General features: G+C 65.6%; 19 protein-coding genes. 12 read left to right on the forward strand and 7 right to left on the reverse strand.

What is annotated here, in order from left to right:
* Nucleotides 1-42 precede the first annotated feature (42 nt).
* The 3 genes from JJ918_RS01355 to JJ918_RS01365 form a co-directional block, all read right to left on the reverse strand.
* The gene (locus JJ918_RS01355) at nt 43-672 is read right to left on the reverse strand and encodes a hypothetical protein (protein ID WP_291882309.1); all 630 of its coding nucleotides are present in this window, start codon (nt 670-672) and stop codon (nt 43-45) included.
* Nucleotides 673-869: 197 nt separating this feature from the next.
* Nucleotides 870-2,729: a DUF885 family protein gene (locus JJ918_RS01360; RefSeq protein WP_291882311.1), complete on the reverse strand. Its 1,860-nt coding sequence runs from the start codon at nt 2,727-2,729 to the stop codon at nt 870-872.
* Between the two features lie 88 nt (nt 2,730-2,817).
* Nucleotides 2,818-3,687: an SDR family oxidoreductase gene (locus JJ918_RS01365; RefSeq protein WP_291882313.1), complete on the reverse strand. Its 870-nt coding sequence runs from the start codon at nt 3,685-3,687 to the stop codon at nt 2,818-2,820.
* Nucleotides 3,688-3,835: 148 nt separating this feature from the next.
* On the opposite strand from JJ918_RS01365, the gene JJ918_RS01370 reads away from it, so the two are divergent.
* The 7 genes from JJ918_RS01370 to JJ918_RS01400 all read left to right on the forward strand — a co-directional run bounded on the left by JJ918_RS01370 (nt 3,836) and on the right by JJ918_RS01400 (nt 10,465).
* A complete protein-coding gene (locus JJ918_RS01370; RefSeq protein ID WP_367277618.1) occupies nt 3,836-5,200 on the forward strand; it encodes an amidohydrolase family protein in 1,365 nt (454 codons plus the stop codon).
* 206 nt (nt 5,201-5,406) lie between these two features.
* Nucleotides 5,407-5,799: a succinate dehydrogenase, cytochrome b556 subunit gene (sdhC, locus tag JJ918_RS01375; RefSeq protein ID WP_291882317.1), complete on the forward strand. Its 393-nt coding sequence runs from the start codon at nt 5,407-5,409 to the stop codon at nt 5,797-5,799.
* A 2-nt stretch (nt 5,800-5,801) separates the two neighbouring features.
* A complete protein-coding gene (sdhD, locus tag JJ918_RS01380; RefSeq protein ID WP_291882319.1) occupies nt 5,802-6,179 on the forward strand; it encodes a succinate dehydrogenase, hydrophobic membrane anchor protein in 378 nt (125 codons plus the stop codon).
* A gap of 15 nt (nt 6,180-6,194) precedes the next feature.
* Nucleotides 6,195-7,982, forward strand: coding sequence for a succinate dehydrogenase flavoprotein subunit (gene sdhA / locus JJ918_RS01385; protein ID WP_291882320.1), 1,788 nt, complete (start codon nt 6,195-6,197; stop codon nt 7,980-7,982).
* A 3-nt stretch (nt 7,983-7,985) separates the two neighbouring features.
* A complete protein-coding gene (locus JJ918_RS01390; protein ID WP_291882322.1) occupies nt 7,986-8,411 on the forward strand; it encodes a DUF3052 domain-containing protein in 426 nt (141 codons plus the stop codon).
* 12 nt (nt 8,412-8,423) lie between these two features.
* Complete coding sequence (locus JJ918_RS01395; RefSeq protein ID WP_271187100.1) at nt 8,424-9,203, forward strand: succinate dehydrogenase iron-sulfur subunit; 780 nt, start codon at nt 8,424-8,426, stop codon at nt 9,201-9,203.
* A gap of 134 nt (nt 9,204-9,337) precedes the next feature.
* Nucleotides 9,338-10,465: a VCBS repeat-containing protein gene (locus tag JJ918_RS01400; protein WP_291882325.1), complete on the forward strand. Its 1,128-nt coding sequence runs from the start codon at nt 9,338-9,340 to the stop codon at nt 10,463-10,465.
* Between the two features lie 429 nt (nt 10,466-10,894).
* On the opposite strand, the gene JJ918_RS01405 is transcribed toward JJ918_RS01400, so the two are convergent.
* The gene (locus JJ918_RS01405; RefSeq protein WP_291882326.1) at nt 10,895-11,743 is read right to left on the reverse strand and encodes a 1-acyl-sn-glycerol-3-phosphate acyltransferase; all 849 of its coding nucleotides are present in this window, start codon (nt 11,741-11,743) and stop codon (nt 10,895-10,897) included.
* A 145-nt stretch (nt 11,744-11,888) separates the two neighbouring features.
* On the opposite strand from JJ918_RS01405, the gene JJ918_RS01410 reads away from it, so the two are divergent.
* The gene (locus tag JJ918_RS01410) at nt 11,889-12,536 is read left to right on the forward strand and encodes a hypothetical protein (RefSeq protein ID WP_291882327.1); all 648 of its coding nucleotides are present in this window, start codon (nt 11,889-11,891) and stop codon (nt 12,534-12,536) included.
* A gap of 119 nt (nt 12,537-12,655) precedes the next feature.
* Nucleotides 12,656-13,003, forward strand: coding sequence for a helix-turn-helix transcriptional regulator (locus JJ918_RS01415; protein ID WP_291882329.1), 348 nt, complete (start codon nt 12,656-12,658; stop codon nt 13,001-13,003).
* Nucleotides 13,004-13,024: 21 nt separating this feature from the next.
* Here the strand turns inward: JJ918_RS01415 and JJ918_RS01420 are convergent, their stop codons facing one another.
* Nucleotides 13,025-13,795 (reverse strand): hypothetical protein, encoded by a 771-nt coding sequence (locus JJ918_RS01420; RefSeq protein WP_291882331.1) that lies wholly within the window; start codon nt 13,793-13,795, stop codon nt 13,025-13,027.
* 138 nt (nt 13,796-13,933) lie between these two features.
* Nucleotides 13,934-17,365, reverse strand: coding sequence for an autotransporter domain-containing protein (locus JJ918_RS01425; protein WP_291882333.1), 3,432 nt, complete (start codon nt 17,363-17,365; stop codon nt 13,934-13,936).
* A 200-nt stretch (nt 17,366-17,565) separates the two neighbouring features.
* On the opposite strand from JJ918_RS01425, the gene JJ918_RS01430 reads away from it, so the two are divergent.
* Nucleotides 17,566-19,065: a CoA-acylating methylmalonate-semialdehyde dehydrogenase gene (locus tag JJ918_RS01430; protein ID WP_291882336.1), complete on the forward strand. Its 1,500-nt coding sequence runs from the start codon at nt 17,566-17,568 to the stop codon at nt 19,063-19,065.
* Nucleotides 19,066-19,088: 23 nt separating this feature from the next.
* Here the strand turns inward: JJ918_RS01430 and JJ918_RS01435 are convergent, their stop codons facing one another.
* Nucleotides 19,089-19,472, reverse strand: coding sequence for a hypothetical protein (locus JJ918_RS01435; protein ID WP_291882338.1), 384 nt, complete (start codon nt 19,470-19,472; stop codon nt 19,089-19,091).
* A 259-nt stretch (nt 19,473-19,731) separates the two neighbouring features.
* Between JJ918_RS01435 and JJ918_RS01440 the strand changes: the two genes are divergently transcribed.
* Nucleotides 19,732-20,874 (forward strand): iron-containing alcohol dehydrogenase, encoded by a 1,143-nt coding sequence (locus JJ918_RS01440; RefSeq protein ID WP_291882339.1) that lies wholly within the window; start codon nt 19,732-19,734, stop codon nt 20,872-20,874.
* On the forward strand, nt 20,871-21,299 hold the full coding sequence (locus tag JJ918_RS01445; protein ID WP_291882341.1) for a thioesterase family protein: 429 nt from the start codon (nt 20,871-20,873) through the stop codon (nt 21,297-21,299). The genes JJ918_RS01440 and JJ918_RS01445 overlap by 4 nt, the downstream gene beginning before the upstream one ends.
* Nucleotides 21,300-21,401 lie beyond the last annotated feature (102 nt).

Below are 21,401 nucleotides of genomic sequence, written 5' to 3' on the forward strand. Positions count from 1 at the left end.
AGCGCGGGACGGGTATGCGAAATCGGCCGGCCGGGCAGCGCTTCAGCCGCCTGGCCGCGCCATCATCCGCCGTGCCCCTTCGCCGGTCAGCACGGCCCAGACGCCCAGCAGGGCGTGATAGATGTGCCAGTTGGCCAGGCCCAGCGTGGTGGCCTCGCGGCTGCCGCCGATCGCCAGCGAGGCAAAGGCCAGAAGGCCGAAGGCGGCCAGCCAGACCAGGCCCGCCGGCCAGTCGCGCCGGGTCAGCAGCGCACCCGCGCCGGCCAGGCCGATCAGAAGGGCGAGGGCGGGCAGGGCGCCGAGGAGGGTATCCGAGCCGGGAAAAACCAGCAGGAAGGCAATGAAAACGGGAATGCCCATACGGATATATCGGGTTACGCCTGCAGGCAGGCGCACGCGAAAGGCGGTGAGGGCGAGACCGGTCGCGATCAGGAGAAGCCCGGCTGCGGCCGCATAGCTGCTGGCGATGCTGTGTGCTGTTGCCAGCGGACCGTCGACCTCGCCCGAGGCAAAGCGGATCGTGCCGACAAGGGCAGCCAGTGCCATCAGCACCAGCCCCATCCGGATCATCCGCACCTCGCCATGCCGCCGCTGCGGCCACAGGCGCCAGAGGCCGATTACAACGCCGATGACGACGAGGAAGTCTGTGAGGGCGAAGGCGAGATTGGTCATCACGGAAAATCCCCAAGCAAGTTGTCATCCCGGATGGATGCCCGGCCTCGGGCCGGGCGGAAGTCCGGGACCTATAATCCCGGTGCTGATCCTTGCTGTCTCTGAAATCGCGTTGCTTACGGCCGGATTTGGCGCGTATGGGTCCCGGCCCTACAGCCCGCCTTCGCGGGCTGTAGGGCCGGGATGACAAAGCGAAACTATTCCCCCTCCAGCGCGGCCGCCTCGTCCTCGATCCAGGCCAGCATCTTCTCTTCCAGCGCGGACAGCGGCATGGCGCCGTCGCGCAGCAGCACGTCGTGGAATTCGCGGATGTCGAAACCGGCGCCCAGGCGTTCCTCGGCCTGGCGGCGCAGATCGCGCATCAGCAGTTCGCCGGACTTGTAAGCGAGAGCCTGGCCCGGCCAGGAGATATAGCGCTGCACCTCGGTGCGGATATTGTGCGGGGCGAGGGCGGAGTTTTCCAGGAAACAGGCTTCGGCCTGTTCGCGGGTCCAGCCCATATAGTGGATGCCGGTGTCGACCACGAGCCGGCAGGCGCGCCACATCTCGTAGGTCAGCCGGCCGAAATCCTCGTAGGGCGTGGTGTAGAGGCCCATATCGATGGCCAGGTTCTCGGTATAGAGGCCCCAGCCCTCGCCGAAGGCGGTGATGTAGGTGTTGCGGCGGAAGTCCGGCACGTCCTCCAGTTCGGCGGCAATCGAGATCTGGTGGTGGTGGCCCGGCACGGCTTCGTGCACGGTCAGGGCCGGCAGGGTGTAGAGCGGGCGCTGGGACAGGTCATAGGTGTTGACCATATAGCCGCCGGCCACGCCGTTCGCGAGATCGCCACCCCAGTAGCGGCCAGTCGTATAGGTCGGCGCCATCGTCTCCGGCACCGGCCGCACGCCATAGGGCAGGCGCGGCAGATGACCGAAGAAGCGCGGCATCTGGTCGTCGGCGCGCTTGGCAATCCAGGCGGCGTGCATCAGCAGCTCTTCCGGCGTCTCGGCGTAGAATTGCGGGTCGGTGCGCAGGAAGTGCAGGAATTCCGCGAACGTGCCCTCGAAACCGGTCTCGGCGATGACGGCGTCCATCTCCTCGCGGATGCGGGCAACCTCGGCCAGGCCGCGCTGATGGACCTCCTCCGGCGAGGTATCCAGCGTCGTGTGGTAGCGCACCAGGGTCTGATAGTATTCGCGGCCCTGCGGCACGTCGGAAATGCCCAGGCTCTCGCGGGTCTGCGGGATGTAGGTGTCGCGGAAATAGGCGAGCAGGTTTTCATAGGCCGGCAGGGCGGCCTCGGCGATGGCGGCCTCGGTCTCGGCGCGCAGGCGGTCGCGCTCGGCCTCGGGCATGCCGGCCGGCAGGGCGTCGATCGGGGCGATCAGGATGCCGGACAGCGTGTCGGCGTCGGTGAGAGATTCGATCTGCGAGGCGGCCAGCTCGGCGATCAGGCGCGGCTGGGTGAAGCCGTCTTCCAGACCCTGATTCATCCAGTCGATATTGGCCTGGAAATAGTCCGGCAGGTTGCGCAGGCGGGCAATCCACGCCTCGCCCTGTTCGGCGTTGCGCGGCCGGGTCGATGCGGCGGCATAGGTCGGCGCGGTGAAGAAGCCGCTATCGTTCAGGAAGGGCGTGCGCGCGGTGTCGAAGGGCGCCAGCTCGACGCTGAAGCGCAGCGAATAATCCAGCACGTCGTAGGAGACGCGGTCATTGCGGTCGAGGCCGGCGCGGTCGATGGCTTCCAGCCGTTCCAGGAAGCTTGCTTCCTGCGCGGTTTCCTCGGCCTGGTGTTCCGCGGACACGTCGGGCCACCGGCTCATCGCGTCCAGATCGCCGTCGCGGGCCCGGCGGCTCAGGCTGTTCTCGCGCTGGAAGGTTTCATAGTCCTCGACCAGTGACGCGAAGGCCTCGCTGGCGGCCGGGTCGGCGGCGGGTGCCGCTTCCGGTGCGCCCTCGTCCTGGCGGACGGCTGCGGCGGCATTCGCCTCCGGCGTCAGGGAACCTGCATCATTGCAGGCGGCAATCGCCAGGATGGAGGCGCCGGCCAGCGCCGCTCGAACGACCGGATGTGTCATGAAATCTCTCCCCTGTCGGTGCCCGGCCCGGTGCGGACACCGCGCGCAGAATGGCGCGCGCCTTCCCGCGGGGCAAGCAAAGCGCGCGCTAGCGGTATTTGCGCTGCAGGCCGACGCGTTTGGCCACCATGTTGTCGACCAGGCGGCCGGGCAGGAGTTTGGGCAGGGACCAGTTGGTCAGTCGCTGGGGCACGATGGCATAGCGCAGGCGCGGCTTGTCCCCGGTCAGCGAACGGAAGACGCGGTCGGCGATCTTTTCCGGCGGGAAGCCCTCCGGACCGTTCTTGGCCATCCAGCCGCGGATGCGCAGCAGGGCGTCATAGAAGCGCGTCTCGCGATAGGGCTCGGCGTCGATCTCCTCGGCCTTGGCCCAGATCGGTGTCGCCACCGCGCCCGGGCCGATCACCACGACCTGGATCCCGTACAGCATCAGTTCGCGGCGCAGCGCCTTGGACAGGCCCTCGACGGCGTGTTTGGAGGCCGAGTAGGGGCCGAGGAAGGGCGCGGCCATCTCGCCGGCGACCGAGGACATCATGACGATGCGGCCGGGACCGCCCTCGAGGCTCTCATCCACGCCAAGCAGCGGCCCGAAGGCCTGGGTGACGCGGACAATGCCGGTGACATTGACGTCCATCTGATGCTGGAAATCCTCCAGCGGCACGTTGAGCATCGGACCGGCCACGGCGATGCCGGCATTGTTGACCAGCCCGTCCAGCGTGCGCCCGGCGAGCGCTGTGCGGACCGTCTCCGCAGCGGCCTGGACAGTGGCGGTGTCGGTGACATCCATGATCAGCGGCACAACGGCATCGCCCAGCTCGGCGGTCAGCCGTTCGGCATCGGCGGTCTTGCGCACGCCGGCAAAAACCCGCCAGCCCTCGGCAGCCAGCCGGGCTGCGCAGGCATGACCGATCCCGGTCGATGCGCCGGTCACGACGGCGGTGCGTTGCGGTGTCGGCATTGGACGTCTCCTCGTTTGCCCGCCTCAATCTAGGCCGCAGACACGGGAAATCCATCTTCGATTTGCCTTCTCAAAGAGCGTGTTGGACAGTTGCCGCATCGTGAGGGAGACGGGCATGAAAATATCGGGACTTGTTGTAGCGCCGGTGATGGCGCTGGGAATGGCCGCGGCGGCGCAGGCTGACGGGCGTCAGGCGCTGGTGGGCGGGACGCTGATCGACGGCTATGGCGGGCCGGTGGTCCACGACAGCGTCATCCTCGTCGAGGATGACCGCATCGTCGCGGTCGGCAACCAGGACAATACGGCCATTCCCGACGGCTACGAGGTGATCTCGACCGAAGGGATGACCGTCATGCCGGGCCTTTGGGAGATGCACGCCCATCTCATGCTGACCGGCCATTCCGACTATGATCACTGGGACCGGGTCTATATCGACCGGCTGGAAGACGAGATCATGCCCGCCTCGGCGGTGCAGCTCCTGCTGGCGGGCGTCACCTCGGCACGCGATCTGGGCGCGCCGCTGGAGCCGTCGATCTCGGTGCGTGACCGGATCAATGCCGGCGAGCTGCCCGGGCCGACACTCTACGTGTCCGGTCCCTTCATCCAGCACCAGCCCTATCCGGGCACGGAGGCTTTCCGCTGGGGCGTGGATTCCGTGGGCGATGCGCGTCAGCATGTGCGCGATCTCGCCGATGCCGGCGTCGATGTGATCAAGTTTGTCGATCAGGACCTTCTGGAACCCGACGAGGCGCGGGCGGTCGTTGAGGAGGCGCATGCCCGCGGCCTGCGCGTGGTCGGTCATTCCCACAGACCGGCGGAAATCCTGCGCGGCCTGGAGATCGGCATCGACAATTTCGAGCATACCGGCCTGACCACGGCACCGGAATATCCGCCGGAAGTGATGGCGGCGCTGCGCGACCGGACGGCGCGGGGCCGGGTCTCCGGCGGGCCCTTGTTCTGGACGCCGACGATCGAGGGGTTGTGGAACTACACCCGCACCCGGGAAAATGACGAGTTTCTCGACAGCGATTGCTGGCATCGCGGCCTGCGCGACGACACGATTGCCGATATCGAGGCCTCGATCCAGCATCCCGAGCGTCTGGAATATACCCAGCTAACGCCGCTGCGCGCGCCCACCCTGCGCCGAAAGTTCGAGCAATTGCGCGAGGCCGGCGTGGTGATGCTGCTGGGCACGGACAGCGGCATTCCGATGAAATTCCACTGCCAGTCGACCTGGAACGAGTTCGACGTCTGGACGCGCGAGCTGGACGTGCCGGTGATGGATGCGATCCGCTCCTCGACCTATTGGGCCGCCGTCTTCATGGGTGTGCAGGACCAGGTCGGCACGATTGCGCCGGGCATGATGGCGGACATCATCGCCGTCGACGGCGATCTCCTGACCTATCCGAGCCTGTTGCAGGACGTGGATTTCGTGATGAAGGCGGGCACGGTCTATGTCGAGGACGGGCAGGTCCATGAAGAGCGCCTGCCGGCACATCTGCGGATGGAATAGGGGGACACCGTACGGGTTGTTCGGAAGGGGCTCCGATGAGAACGATTCCGAACAACCCGCCGGAATGTCTGGATGTTGTCAGCGGTAAGCGCTGCACGCGTTGACCCTGACACTTTGCGGCCTATTGTGCTGCACAATTACTGACATACCGCTTCGACGGGGGCGTCGGACGCGGCTTATCCGGATAGTTATCGAAAGGCTGCCTCATGGCTTCCGACTGGTCTGATCCGCGTCCCATGTCGCCGCACCTGCAGGTCTGGCGCTGGCACGCGACGATGGCGTCGTCCATTCTCCACCGCGCAACCGGGATCGCCAATTATATCGGCGCCGTCGCCATTTCCGTCTGGATCATCCTGCTGGCCTTCGGGGCCGAGGGCTGGGTGGCTTTCCTGTTCGAGGGCTGGATGGCCTGGGTGACGCGCTTCGGCCTGATCCTCCTGACCTATTGCATCAGCTATCACTGGCTGAACGGGCTGCGCCACCTGGTCTGGGATTTCGGCAAGGGCTACGACCCGGCCGGTTCCAACCTGCGCTCCTACATCATCATCGTCGCGGCAGTCATTCCGACGGCCCTTCTCTGGCTGAACCTGGGAGCGTGAGCATGAGCGATTATCGTACGCCCGCCTCGAGAGTTCGCGGTCTCGGTGCATCCGGGCACGGCGCCGGCCACTGGATCGCGCACCGCGTCACCGCGATCGCGCTGTTCTTCCTCGCCCCCGTCTTCGTGTGGATGCTGGCCATGTCCGGCGCACCGGAGCCGCTGGCCACGCGCGCCTTCTTGGCCTCGCCGGCCGGCGCCATTGTCACCCTGCTGACGCTGACCGCCGGTCTCGCCCACATGCGCACCGGCATGCTGGACGTGATCGAGGACTATATCCACAAACCCTTCACCAAGACGCTGCTGGTGCTGGGCAACACTTTCATCGCGGCTGGGCTGTGGCTGATCACGGCCTTCGCCCTTCTCAAGCTCGCTCTGTAACGGACACGAAACACGATGGCCGAATACAACTGGATCGATCACACCTATGACGTCGTGGTCGTCGGCGCCGGCGGCTCGGGCCTCCGCGCTGCCCTGGGCGCCTCGCAGGCCGGTCTGAAGACTGCCTGCATCACCAAGGTCTTCCCGACCCGCTCGCACACCGTCGCGGCGCAGGGCGGTATCTCCGCCTCGCTGGGCAATATGGGCGAGGATGACTGGCGCTGGCACATGTACGACACCGTCAAAGGGTCGGACTGGCTGGGCGACCAGGACTCGATCGAGTATCTGTGCCGCAACGCGCCGGAAGCCGTGTACGAGCTGGAACACTGGGGCGTGCCCTTCTCGCGCACCGAGGACGGCAAGATCTATCAGCGCGCCTTCGGCGGCATGACGCGCAATTACGGCGAAGGCCCGGTGCAGCGCACCTGCGCCGCCGCCGACCGGACCGGCCACGCCATCCTGCACACGCTGTACGGCCAGTCCGTGCGCAACGAGACCGAGTTCTTCATCGAGTATTTCGCGCTCGACCTGATCATGGACGATGAGGGCGCCTGCCGCGGCATCACCGCCTGGAAGCTTGACGATGGCACGCTGCACCGTTTCCGCGCCCAGACCGTGATCCTGGCGACCGGCGGCTATGGCCGCGCCTATTTCTCGGCCACGTCCGCACACACTTGCACGGGCGACGGCAATGCCATGGTGCTGCGCGCCGGCCTGCCGCTGCAGGACATGGAATTCGTGCAATTCCACCCGACCGGCATTTATGGCGCCGGCTGCCTGATCACCGAGGGCGCCCGCGGCGAAGGCGGTTATCTGACGAATTCGGAAGGCGAGCGCTTCATGGAGCGCTATGCGCCGTCCGCCAAGGACCTGGCGTCCCGCGACGTCGTCTCGCGCTCGATGACGATGGAAATCCGCGAAGGCCGCGGTGTCGGGGCCGGCAAGGATCACATCCACCTGCACCTGGATCACCTCGATCCGGACATCCTGCACGAGCGTCTGCCGGGCATTTCCGAAAGCGCGCGCATCTTCGCCGGCGTCGATGTGACCAAGGAGCCGATCCCGGTGCTGCCGACCGTCCACTACAATATGGGCGGCATCCCGACGAATTATCATGGCGAGGTCCTCACCAAGGTGGGCGACGATCCCGATGCGGTCGTGCCGGGCCTGATGGCTGTCGGCGAAGCGGCCTGCGTGTCGGTGCACGGCGCCAACCGCCTGGGCTCCAACTCGCTGATCGACCTCGTGGTGTTCGGCCGCGCCGCCGGCCTGCGCGTCGGCGAGACGGTAACGGCGGGCGCAAGCCAGCCGGAGCTGAAGGCCACGGACGGCCAGATCTCGCTGGACCGCCTGGACCGGTACCGCAACGCCAAGGGCGGCACGCCGACGGCCAAGCTGCGCCTCGAAATGCAGCGCGCCATGCAGAATAATTGCGCGGTGTTCCGCACCGGCGAGGTCCTCAATGAGGGCGTCGAGGCGATCAAGCAGGTCTATACCGGTCTGCCGGACATCTCGGTCACCGACCGCACCATGATCTGGAATACGGATCTGATGGAAACCCTGGAGCTGGACAATCTGGTCAGCCAGGCCGCGGTGACGGTGAACGGGGCGGCCAATCGCGAGGAAAGCCGCGGCGCCCATGCCCGCGAGGACTTCCCGGACCGCAATGACGAGACCTGGATGAAGCACACGCTCGCCTGGTGCGACGACAAGGGCAATGTGAAGATCGACTACCGCCCGGTGCACACCTACACGATGTCCAACGACATCGCCTATATCGAGCCGAAGGCCCGGGTGTACTGATCGATGGCTGCGACCGCCGGATATTCGGGGACGCCCCTGCCGAAGAAGCTCGGTCTCAAGGACGGGCAGGCGGTGGCGTTTCTCGGCCTGCCGGCGGAGCTGGACGATCTGCGCTCGGCCGCCCTGTTCGCGCGTGAGCAGGACCGGGCGGAGGCCGGCGACGCACTCGATTTCGTGCACTATTTCACCAAGGTGCGCGCCGAGTTCGAAACCGATCTGCCGCGCTTGCGTGCGGCGATCCGGCCGGATGGCATGATCTGGGTCTCCTGGCCCAAGAAGGCGTCGAAAGTGGCGACCGACATGACCGAGGACGTGATCCGCGCCGTCGCCCTGCCGATCGATCTGGTCGATGTGAAAGTCTGTGCCGTCACCGACGTGTGGTCCGGCCTGAAACTGATGATTCCGCGCGACAAGCGCGCCGTGAACTGAACGAGGACCCTCATGGTTCAGCTGACACTTCCCCGCGGTTCCCAGCCCAAGAAGGGCAAGACCCACGCGGCACCGGATGGCGCCAAGAATACGCGCACCTTCCGCATCTACCGCTATGATCCGGAAGCGGGCGGCAATCCCACCTGGGACACCTACAAGGTGGACATGGACGATTGCGGGCCGATGGTTCTCGACGCGCTGATCTGGATCAAGAACAATGTCGACTCGACGCTGGCCTTCCGCCGGTCCTGCCGCGAGGGCGTGTGCGGCTCCTGCTCGATGAATATCGGCGGGCGCAACACCATCGCCTGCACCTCGGGCATCGACGAGTATAACGGCACGATCACCATCTCGCCGCTGCCCCACCAGCCGGTGGTGCGCGACCTGGTGCCCGACCTCACCGATTTCTACGCCCAGCACGCGGCCATCAAGCCCTATCTGAAGACCGATACGCCGGCGCCGGAAAAGGAATGGAAGCAGAGCCCGGAAGACCGCGAACAGCTGGACGGGCTCTATGAGTGCATCATGTGCGCCTCGTGCTCCACGGCCTGCCCGTCCTACTGGTGGAATGGCGACAAGTATTACGGCCCGGCCGCGCTGCTGCAGGCCTATCGCTGGCTGGCCGACAGCCGCGACGAGGCCAAGGGCGAACGGCTGGACGATCTCAACGACCCGTTCAAGCTCTATCGCTGCCACACCATCATGAACTGCGCCCAGGTCTGCCCGAAGGGTCTCAACCCGGCCAAGGCGATCGGCGAGATCAAGAAGATGATGGCCGAACGCGAAGGCTAGCCTCCGCATCCTCGCGAACAAAAGAAACCCCGCCGGTCCTGCCGGCGGGGTTTCTTGTGTCCCGTCCAAACTGTAACTGGCTGCCGCCGGGCGCTGCCTTTAGCGTGCAGCGAGCACGAGGGAGGACTGAATTCATGAAACCAATCCTGATGGCGGCAGGCCTGGCGGCGATGCTGGGCTTTCAAGCCCATGCCCATGCCCAGGACGAGGCCTTCTGGCTGCATCCCTATAATTATTTCGGGGACGAAACGGCCCTGACGGCCTCGGTCAATCTGGGCGATCTGGACGGGGATGGCGATCTGGACGGGTTCGCCGTCAATGGCCGTCACTGGATCCAGCAGGACGAGGTCTTTCTCAATAACGGCATGGGTTTCTTCCGCTCGGCCCGCGATGCCGGGCCGGACCGTGCGACCGGTTACGAGGCGGCGCTGGCCGATCTGGACGGGGATGGCGATCTGGACGCGGCCATTGCGCGCGACCTCCTGCCGATCCTCCTGCTCTTCAACGACGGTGAGGGCAATTTCGACGCGGCGCGTGAGATCGGTCCCGTCGCCCAGGCACGCAGCATCGCCGCGGCCGATCTGGATGGCGATGGCGACAGCGATCTCGTCCTGGTCCAGCGCGGCGAGGCCAATCGCTACTTCCTGAATGACGGCACCGGCGGCTTTGCCGATCCGGTCGAATTGCCCGGTGAATACCAGACCATCCAGGTCGCGATCGCCGATCTCGATGGAGACGGCCATGCCGACCTCGTCTTCTCCAACCGCGGCGGCGAGGGCGTGCCGGTTTATCGCGGCCAGCCGGGCGGCGGCTTCGCCGCGCCGGACATGCTGGGGGCGGCGCTGGAGATGGAGATCCGCGCGGTCGCCGTGGCGGACATCAATGGCGACGGGCATGCCGACATTCTCGCTGGCGGCATGGAAGCGCAAAGCGTGATCTTCGAGAATGACGGCATGGGCGGTTTCGGCACGATCCGGCGTTTCGGCTCGGACAGCGATGTGGTGTTCGGCCTCGACACCGCCGATTTCGACCATGACGGACGCCTCGACATCGCCATTGCCAATTCGGGCGTGACCAACCGGGTCTATCTCAACCGGCCGGACGGGTTCGAGACGATCGGGATCGGGGCCGACCCGGCCGACAGCTATAATCTCAGCGTCGGCGATCTCAATGCCGATGGCTGGGCAGACATCGTCTACGCCGTCTCGGAAGGCTCGAACTATACGGTGATCAACCGGTTCGACCGGTTATCGGGCGATTAGGCGGATGCTCTGGCAATTTCGGGGTGGGCGTACTATAATACCGGAGTGAGGACGAGCCTTTCGGCCCGCCCTCTTTCCTAGATCATGATGAAGACCCGGAAACGCACTAGCCAGGTGGTCCGGGTCTTTTTCATGTCCAGGGTGACGAAAAGCGGAAAAATCCACATATCACCACCTCCGGTTTGAGAGCGAGGCTGTTCGCCACAGCCGGGGCGGCCTATCCTCCCCGGGTGCGCCGCTGGCCCGGCGCTGCTGCTTCCGCTCTCAAAGCAGGAGCGGGCAGGCTAACATAAATACAATCAAAAGTCGTGTTTTTGCTTCTTGCGCCCAGGAGCGTGATCAGATGAAGTGGAAACCGGTTCACCGGTTCGATCACGCGACCGCTCAGAAGTCTGGAGCAGAAGCGATTCCGCAGGAAACGATTCTGCTCTACGACCGCCACGCCATCTGCTCGCAGATACCCCGGAACATCCGGGTCACCTGGGCATCGGTACCGTCATCCTTGCCGACGGTGATCGGCCGGCCGAATTGCAGGCGATACTTCGCGCGCCGCTTGTCCATCAGGCCCTGGAAGACGGTCATGTCCTTGAGCTCCTCATTCACCTGCGCCAGGGCGTAGTAGAGGACCGGCATGCGCTGGCGCACGGCGAGCGGCACCACGGGGGCGTTGAACTTGCGGGCGAGGCTGATTGCTGTCGGGTGCCAGGGCTTCTCCATGAGGCGCCATTTGGCCCAGCTCCATTCCGACATGCGGCCGGACGGAAAAATCACGATACAGCGGCCATCCTTGAAGGCCTCCATGGCCCGGCGCAGCACATCGCGGCTCTGCATGCGCGAGCGTTGGGTGTCGCGCCATTCCACCGGGATGATGCGCTCCTCCAGGCCGGGGCAGACCCGCAGGGCGTCGCGATTGGCAAAGTAGAGCATATCGGGACGGCGGGCCTTCAGCGCGTCCCACAGGGCGATCCCGTCGGCGATCCCGCCGGGATGATTGGCCACGACCACGCAGGCCCCCTCGGCAGGAACATGGTCCAGCCCGTCGGTGTGTACGGCCAGATCGAGATAGTCCGACGCCCAGTCGAGGCAGTCGCTGCCGGACAGGTCCGCGATGGCATCGGCCATGTAGACGGCACGGCGGTAACCCAGGAGCGGATAGCCGATCGCCTTGACGGCCGGCCAGAGCGGCGTGCCGATGAGGCGCGGTGCCCGCTCCTCGATCAGCGCATCGACGACATGGCGGGCATCTTCGGGAAGCGGAGAGTCGGGGCTGGATTCCATGATGTCACGAAAGCGCCGAACGCGATCCGGCGCAATGGAAAATGCCGTTCACATCCCAAAGGGTTAACGCGCTGTTTACGAATTGGCCCGGGGTTTGCGACGGTCGTGTCAGGGATTAACCCCTTGTTCACGAACGGGACACGCCATGACCGCAACCCTGACCCTGCCCGCCGGCAAGATGCGCAAGCTGGGCACGCGCCGCGCTCGCATCCAGGACGATGTGACGGCCGATTATCTGGCCATGGTGGTCAAGCCGGGTGACCGGACGATCCAGATCGGTGCAAGCGATCTGGGTGCGGTCTGCCTGCAGCGCGGGGCGCGGCACGAAATCGTGGCGCCGGTTGTTGCCATTGAGTCCCTGCAGGCGGTCTGCGAACGCCGCGGTATTTCCGCCGATGCGCTGCGGGGCGGGCTGGCGGCCCGCACGGACGCCGGGGAGCGCCCGATCGATGTTGCCATTTTCGGCGCCGAGACCGGTTTTCCGGCGATGGCCGCCAACTGGCGTCACGTGTCCTCCTCGATGCGCCAGGGCGGTGTGCTGATCCTCGTCGGGGCTGAGCGCGGTGCCGGTGCCCGTCTCGCCGATGCGCTGGCCATGGACGAGGCCTGGGTGCTGCAGGAGCGCCGCTGCGGCGATGCAGCCGTGTTCCGCAAGGCCATGCCGGTCGACAATGCGCGCACGATGAAATCCCTGTCGGCCGCGGGCCAGCCGCACCGGCGCGCCCGCGGCGTAAGCCGCTTCCCGCTGGCCGGCCTGTTCGACCGGATCCTGCGTCCGCGCCCCGTACGCTGACCGGCGAATTCAACCGCAATCCGGGCGCGGAAAATTCGCCCGGACGTTGATATGCGTTGTCGCAAAACTTTCACCGAACCTGAATGCAGCGGTCACGGACGCGGTCTAACCCGTTCCTCATGACCGCTCGTGACGCTGTTTCCGGCTTTGCCGCCCTGTCCCATCCCGTCCGCCTGGCCCTGTTCCGCACCCTGTGCGATCAGGCACCGCAGCGCGCGTCTGCGGGCGAGCTGGCGCATGGCTTCGACATTCCCCCCTCGACCATGACCGGACATCTCCAGACGCTGGAGCGGGCCGGTCTGATCAAGGCCGAGCGCCGCTCCCGCTTCATGCTCTATTCGCTGAACCCGGAAGGCACGCGCCGCCTGGTGCGCTACTTCGTTGACGAATGCTGTCATGGCCGCCCGGAACTGACGGGGACCGATGACGAGGCCGCTGCAGCAGCCGCGCTGATGGAAGCGTCCTGACGTCCGGCTGAAGCCCGGTCGTCAGCGCGTGTGAATTTCCCGGTCATCCGGCTCGGCCCAGCCGCCGCGACCGCCACCGGGGCCTCCGCCCTGGGCCCCGTCCGGACGCGGACCGCCGCGTCCGCGCCGGCCGCCATCGCCGCGCTGAGCATTCTCGCTACCGGCGCGCAGAAAACGCGCGCATTCCGGGCCGGCCTCGTCTGCTGCCAGGGGCATGATGGTGAAACCGGCAGCGCGTTGTTCTGCTGCGCTGATTGCCGTGTCGCCGAGCTGTGCAGCGAGCCCGGCTTCGACAGCGTCATCCAGCCGGTCGATGCCGTAGACGCGTTCGCGCGGATTATCGCGATAGACCGCTGCCCAGTAGGCGGCTTCGGCAAGGGCGTCCCCGTTTGCGACCTCGAACAGGGCCTCCGCCAGGCCGGCTTGCGCGGCGGGCCATCCGGCCTGTGCCGCGGCGGTCATTCGCTCGAAGCCTTCGGTCAGGAGATCATCGCGCAATACGGCAGGCGTTTCCTCCGACCGTGCGAGCCGGAAGGCGCTGTAGCCGGCAAGATACTCGGCAATCTCGAAGCCTTCACCGCGCGTGGCGACACAGCGCAGGACCGGCAGGGCGTCGGCGTAGCGGCCCTCGTCGACCAGGCGTGCGGCCTGCGTGAAACCGCCATCGCGGCCACCTCCCGCCGGGCTACCCGGCCCGCCGCTCATGGGGCCGCCGCGCGGCGGACGGTCTCCCGACGCGCAGGCAGCGAGCACGATCAGGGCGAGCGGGGCGAGGCGGGCGATGGGGGGCAAGGGCGCGTTCTCCGGTGGGACATCCGGATTGCTAACGCTGCCAGGTGTGCGAGTCCGTCGCGCGATGCGCACGCGGCAGACAGAAAAATCCCCGGCCTTCGACAGAAGACCGGGGATTTTCGTGGTGTGCCGGACGGATCAGAACGGCATGGAGTAGGAGAGTGTCGCGCCCTGGACGTCCAGATAGTCGCGATTCATCTCGGTCTGATAGGCGATGGACAGGGTCGAGCCATTGTTGAATTCGTGCTCGACGCCGAAGCTCGCCTCGATCCAGAACGTGTCGAGCGAGATATCGCCGGCAGTCCCGAAGCTGACCGATGGCGCGCTTGTGAAGGCGGCGCTGTAGTACTCGCTGCCGTCACCCAGTTCCTGGGCCACACCGAGATAGGCGATGGGGCGCCAGTTCGAGGCGCTCATCACGAAGGCCGTGCCGAGGCGGGCGATGAGGCTGTCGGTATCGCGGGCCGCGACATTGAGGCTGGCGGCGCCGGCCTGGGTGGTGAAGGCGTCGAAATCGAAGGATGCATATTCCAGGCTGGCCGTCGGGATGATCCGCATATCGGCATCCGCGCCGGAGAGATCATACTCGAACGTGATGCCGCCGCCGGTGCTGGACGCGTCGTGCTGGGCCGTCGAACCGGTGCCCATCCCGCCCAGATTGACGGCGCGGATGGCGTCGTTCTCGATCTCGGCAGTATTCACGAAGCCGGTGAGCGAGATGCGCTCGCCGCGATAGCTGGCAAAGGCCGAGACCTGCGCGGTTTCGGCATCCGTCCGGATCCGGCCCAGCGTGTCGGGTGAATCCGACTCGCTGTTTGCCAGACCCAGGGCGAGGCCGGCCGACCAGCCGGAGCCCAGGTTCGCTTCCACACCGAGCAGGGTGAAGTGACCATTGAGATCGGCTTCGCCCGTGCCGTAGATGAGTTCGGCCGTGCCGTGCAGCAGACCGATATCGCCGAAGAAGCGAACCCCGCTTTCGCGGTCCGCGCCGCCCTCCCCGACGCCCAGCACGCGCCGGAAGAGCGATTTGGCGCCGCCGAGCGACTGCGTGTCGGCAAAGCCGTTGATCTGGCGCTCGGCCGCGTTGAGGGCTGTGTTCAGTTCGCCAGCGCTGCCGCCGAACTGTCCGCCCAGCTGACCCATCAGGGCCGCATTCAGGGCCCCGACATGGGTGCGGGCCGTGCGGTCGAACATCACTGCTTCATACGGTGCCAGCGAGTCGAAGGCGCTGCTCAGTGTGCCGCCGCTGAGAAGGTCGAGCGGGCCGTAAAGGTCGGCCAGCGCGTCATAATCCGTGTCGCGGGCATCATCGAGCGCTGCCGCCAGATTGGCCTGGAAGTGGTTGGTGAAACTGGTCTGGGTGAAGAATTCCTGGGCCTCGAGCGAGAAGCTGGCCTGGCCGTTGGAATAGGTCACCACCGGGCGCAGCACGCCGGGCAGGTCGATCGTCTGGAATTCGCCGATCGTGGTGCCGATTACCGACAGGAAGATGCCGCCATCGCCGTAGCGGGGAAGGGCGCCACCCAGCGGGACGAAGCCGAGACCGCCGGCGAGCGAGGCATCGCCGCTGACGCGCAGCAGGTCGGTGTTGTTGGCATCGTATTCGATCACCAGCAGGCCGGCCGAGGACTGCACATAGTCACCGGCAATGCTCAGCGTGCCGGTATCGCCGATCGCGCCCGGATTGATCGTACCCGCGATGTTGAACAGCGTGCCGCGCTGGAAGGTGAGATTGCCCTGCAGCAGGTTCGGCTCGAACAGGGTGACCAGACCGGTGCCGGTCAGCTGGCCGCCCCACAGGACGAGCTCGCGCGACAGAAGGTGACCGTCGACATTCAGTCCGCCGGCAAAGACCTCGGTATTGATCAGCGAGAACATCTGGTAGCCGTCGGCGATGTCCAGCGCTGCATCGCTGCCGCGGATGGTCAGCTTGTCGATCTCGACATTCATGTCGAGGGTCGTGGTGCCGGCCGCATCGAGCGTGACCTCGAAGAACTGGGCCGGATTGTCGAACTCCGTACCGATGATGCCGTAGAAATTGTCGGGCACGAAGCCGGTCGAGCCCGGGCCGGTGAGCGGACCGTTGGCATTGATGCCGGCATTGAAGGGATTGCCGTCGGCATCACGCCAGCCGAGCATGTTGAACGCGTCGGCGACGCGTCCGCTGGCCATCATGTCCAGGAAGCTCCAGTTCTCGGGCATCCCCGTACCGGTGGCGTCGTCGCCGCCATCATATTCGCCGATATCCGTGTCGATGACATCGCCCCAGATGGGCCGGGTGCCGCCGACGCCTTCTTCCGGCGTACCGGGCAGACCGTTCACGATCTCGCCGTCGCGATAGACGAAATAGTTCGGGTCGAGCGTCTGGACCCAGTGGCTCGGATCGCTCCACACGCCGTCGCCGCCCACGGCGGAGACGTATTTGTAGGGATTGTTCTCGGAAATGAAGTCATGCACCGAGAACAGCGGGTTGTAGTAGCTCACATCGCCATAGGTCTGGCCCGAAGCGCTGAAGAAGCCGGGCAGGAAACCGCCGGACAGCACGCCGAGGATGAGCGGGTTGCCGAAGATGTTCATCGCCATCAGCGGGCCGCCGGAATCGCCGCCGCCTGTGCCGACTTCATTGTCGAGTGCGCCGCCGGGGAAATAGTCGATGCTCGGGCCGGGCAGGAGAACGGTGTCGCCGTCCAGGATCACGCCGGAGAAGCCGTCCCAGTCGGTACAGGTGATGGAGCCGCCATAGTTGAAGATCGGATCCGGGCCGCGCGTACACTCGCCGGTACGGCCGGGCAGATCGAAATCGGTCCAGTAGAGGAGCTGGTTGCCCGCGACAGAGGGGTCGCCGGCGCCGGCATTCTGGGCCAGGGCCTGGAAGAAGTCGCTCTGCGAGGCGAGCAGGCCGAGCATGTTCTCGCCGGCACGGCGCTTGCCATTGATGCTGCCTGTACCCGTGGAGCCTGGGTGGAAAGTGCCATAGCCGATCTGGTTGACCAGCACGCCCTCCTCCATGACCTCGTTGGGGATCGGGCTGAACAGCATGCCGTAGGTCGGCAGGGTGTAGAGGGGGTCCATCAGCGCCAGCATTGCCACGTCGGACGCCGGGAAACCGAACCCGTCAACGGCGCCGTCCGGATGCACGATCGTGTCGACAGCGAAGGTCAGGCCGTTGAGATTGTCGATGAACTGGGTGCCGGTGTCGAGCCAGTTGAAAAGGGCGTCGAACGTGTCCGGGCCGTAGGCGACGATCGGCACAAAACTGCCGCCGAACCCGTAGGCTTCCGAACTCAGGTCGTTGAAGCAGTGGGCGGCCGTCAGCACAGTCCGCGCATTCACCAGCGAGCCGGTGCAGTTGAAAAAGACCGAACCCGAGCTCTGGTCCCACAGATAGATCTGCACGACGCCATCCCAGCCGATGGCGAAGTCCTGGGACCCTTCGTCGCCGACATCGTCGCGATAGGGGATTGCACTGGCCGGGGCGATTGCCGTTGCGGCGCAGGCGGTTGCGAGTGCTACGGCAGAGGTGGTGGAGGTCATCAGCGACCGCCAGGACCGGGTGCTCTGTTCTGTCATGATACGTATCCCCTCAGGTTGATTCCGCGTGGCTTGCGCGTCGCCGTTCAGATTAGAAAACCGGACGCAAAACGCAACCAGCCTGTTTGCGCGCAGCCGTCGGCACGTGCCCGCCTCGACACGTCCGCCTGCACATACTAAGTCAGCGCCAGAACGGACGGCGGCAGACCGCCCGGCATCCATCCATCGGGAGTGAGATCATGACGCGTGAAATCCACCACTTCATCGACGGCAAGACCTTCAAAGGGTCGTCCGGCCAGTTCGGGGACGTGTTCAATCCGAATACGGGCGAGGTGCAGGCGCGCGTCCAGTTTGCCACGCCCGGCGAGGTCGCGAAGGCTGTCGAGACCGCCAAGGCCGCACAGATCGAGTGGGCCGCGATGAACCCGCAACGCCGCGCCCGCGTGCTGATGACCTACAAGTCCCTGGTCGAGGCGGAAATGGACGAGCTCGCCCATCTCCTCTCCTCCGAGCACGGCAAGGTGATCGCGGATGCCAAGGGCGACCTGATCCGCGGTCTGGAAGTGATCGAGTTCGCCTGCGGCGTGCCGCACCTGATGAAGGGCGAATACACCGAGAGCGCCGGCACGGGGATCGATGTCTATTCCATGCGCCAGCCGTTGGGCGTGGTCGCGGGCATCTCGCCGTTCAACTTCCCGGCCATGATCCCGATGTGGTTCATGGGCATGGCGCTGGCCACCGGCAATGCCATGATCCTCAAGCCGTCCGAGAAAGACCCGTCCGTGCCGGTACGCCTCGCCGAGCTGATGATCGAGGCCGGCCTGCCCGAAGGCGTGCTGCAGGTTGTCCATGGCGACAAGAGCGCCGTCGACGCACTGCTGCACAATGACGACATCAAGGCCGTGTCCTTCGTCGGCTCGTCGAACATCGCCCATTACATCGCCCGCACCTGCGCCGAGCAGGGCAAGCGCTTCCAGGCAATGGGCGGCGCCAAGAACCACGGCATCATCATGCCCGACGCCGACATGGACCAGGTCGTCACCGACTTCCTCGGTGCCGCCTTCGGCTCGGCCGGTGAACGCTGCATGGCGCTGCCGGTGGCCGTGCCGGTCGGCAAGGACACGGCCGACGAATTTGTCGGGCGTATCAGGGAAGAGGCCGCCAAGCTGCGCGTGGGCGTGTCGACGGACGGGGATGCTCACTACGGCCCGGTCGTCTCCTCGGCCCACCGGGCCTCGATCGAGAAATGGATCCAGACGGGTGTCGACGAGGGCGCCGAGCTGCTGCTCGACGGCCGCGGTTTCGAACTGCAGGGTCACGAGAAGGGCTTCTTTATCGGGCCGAGCCTGTTCGACCATGTGAAGCCGTCCATGACCTCCTATCAGGAAGAGATCTTCGGGCCGGTGCTGCAGGTCGTGCGCGCCGACAGTCTCGACGAGGCCGCACACCTGCCGTCTGAACACCAGTACGGCAATGGCGTGGCGATCTTCACCCGCAACGGTCTGGCCGCGCGCGAGTTTGCCAAGAAGGTGCAGGTCGGCATGGTTGGCATCAATGTGCCGATCCCGGTGCCGGTGGCCTACCACTCCTTCGGCGGCTGGAAGCGTTCGGCCTTCACCGACACCAACCAGTATGGCACGGACGGCATCCGCTTCTTCACCAAGATCAAGACGGTGACCCAGCGCTGGCCCACCGGCGATATCGGCGATCAGGCCTTTGTCATCCCGACGATGAACTGATCCGGCTTGCGCGGGCGCCGTCGTCAGGCGTCCGCGCAGCTCCTCGTGCGCAGCCAGTCAAGGGCTTCTTCGCGCGTGGTGAAATAGCCTGCCGAGTCCGGAAGTTCGCCGACATGGTCGCGCACACGCGCGAAATAGGTCTCTGTCCAGCGGGTCGGCCGCACATAGGCAACCGGCACGCTCGTGCCGATTGCCAGCAGGAAACCCTCGATCAATTCGCCGGAGAGAAGGGGAGAGACCTGGCGTTCGGTATCGGTGCTGTCGGCGAGGATGGCAGCGACTTCGCCAGCCTCGACCATTTCACGCACCCGTTCCGTTGCCCAGCCGGCCTCGCGTCGCGTCACATGCCCGTCCGACAGGATTTCCGCGAAACGCCCGTTCTCAATCAGGTTCACCCTGATCGTCATACCACTACACCCATACACATATTATTGTTCTCAAGTCTGGAGGTTACGAACGCGGTTCGCGTGTCTCCAGTATTTCAAAATTAGCCTCGCCGGATGGAACGGAAAGGTCCACACCGTTTCTTCGAACGGATAATCAAGGTTCCGTGAAAACAGGGCCTTGCGCGCAAGAACCGCCATCCGGCCTTGCCAAGCGTGCGCCGAAGCTCGACCATGTGAGCGACTGCAGCATACCGTTAACTGTAACTGGGAGTTGCCAGCCATGGCATCCTTCGATTTCCGCACCGTTCCGCACATTCATTCGGGCCCGGGCTCGGCCAGGCGGCTGGCCAGTATCGCCGCCCCGTTGATCGGTGCGCGAAAGCGGATTTTCCTGGTTACCGACAAGGGCGTACGTGCCCTGGGGCTGCTCGATACGGCCGTCGCGGGACTGGAGGAGGCCGGCCTCACGGTCGCGATCGATGACAGCGTCGTCGCCGACCCGCCGGAAGACCGGGTTCTCGCCACGGTTAATGCGGCGCGCGAATTCGGTGCGGAACTGGTGATCGGCTTCGGCGGCGGATCGTCGATGGATACCGCCAAGCTGGTCGCACTCCTTCTGGGCACAGACCAGCCCCTGGCCGACATGTATGGCGTCAACAAGGTGCGTGGCGGCCGCCTGCCGCTGATCCTGATCCCGACCACGGCGGGCACGGGCTCCGAAGTCACGCCGATCTCGGTGGTGACCGTGGGCGAGACGTCGAAGATGGGCGTCAACGATCCGGCGCTCTATGCCGATCTGGCCGTACTGGATGCCGCGCTGACCTATGGTCTGCCCCGCGCCGTGACGGCCGCGACCGGTATCGACGCCATGGTCCACTGCATCGAGGCCTATACCTCGAAGATCGAGAAGAACCCGATTTCCGATGCCCTGGCGCTGGCGGGTCTCAAGAAACTGCATGGCGCGATCGAGCGCGCCTGCACGGACGGTCAGGACACACGGGCCCGCGAGGACATGCTGCTGGGCGCCCTGCTGGCCGGGCAGGCTTTCGCCAATGCGCCCGTGGGCGCCGTGCATGCGCTGGCCTATCCGCTGGGCGGGATATTCCACGTGCCGCACGGGCTTTCCAACTCGCTAATGCTGCCGCCGGTGCTGCGCTACAATGCCGATGTCGCCGATCCGCTCTATGCCGAGATGTCGGCGCATATCGGCCTGAAAAATCCCGGCGCCGTGGCCCTGGTCGAGGAGATGGAGCGCATCGCGGACGCCGTGAAGATCGAGACGCGGCTGAGCCAGGTCGGTGTCAGCCACAATGATCTGCCGCGCCTCGCCGAGGATGCGATGAAGGTCCAGCGCCTGCTGGTCAATAATCCGCGCGAGATGACGCTCGATGCCGCCCGTGCCTGCTACGAGGCCGTGCTGTGATCGAGAAACGCGCCCGTAACGCCTATCCGCGCTTCCGGCCGATCCCGACGCGCTGGGCCGACAATGACATCTATGGTCACGTCAACAACGCGGCCTATTACGGCTTCTTCGACACGGCGGTGAACTGTTTCCTGATCGAGGAAGCCGGCCTGGATATCCATGGCGGCAGCATTATCGGCCTGGTCGTCGAGACCGGCTGCAATTATTTCGCGGCGCTGGCCTATCCGGAGACGGTGGAGGCGGGGGTGCGTGTGGCGCGGATCGGCAATTCTTCGGTGACCTACCAGATCGGTCTGTTCCGGGACGGCGAGGACGAGCCGGCGGCCCAGGGGCATTTCGTCCACGTCTATGTCGATCGGGAGACCCGCCGTCCGGTCAGCCTGCCCGAGGCCATGCGCCAGACTCTGGAGGCGATCCATGCGTGAGGTCGAACGCCCGGCCTGGCTGTGGGCAGCGATTGCGGCGACGCTGGTGCTGGGTGTGCTGGCGCTGGTGCGGCTCTGGCCGGCGGGCTGAGCCTTGCCCAT

It is taken from the genome of Maricaulis sp. (genome assembly GCF_017642925.1).
Taxonomy (GTDB): domain Bacteria; phylum Pseudomonadota; class Alphaproteobacteria; order Caulobacterales; family Maricaulaceae; genus Maricaulis.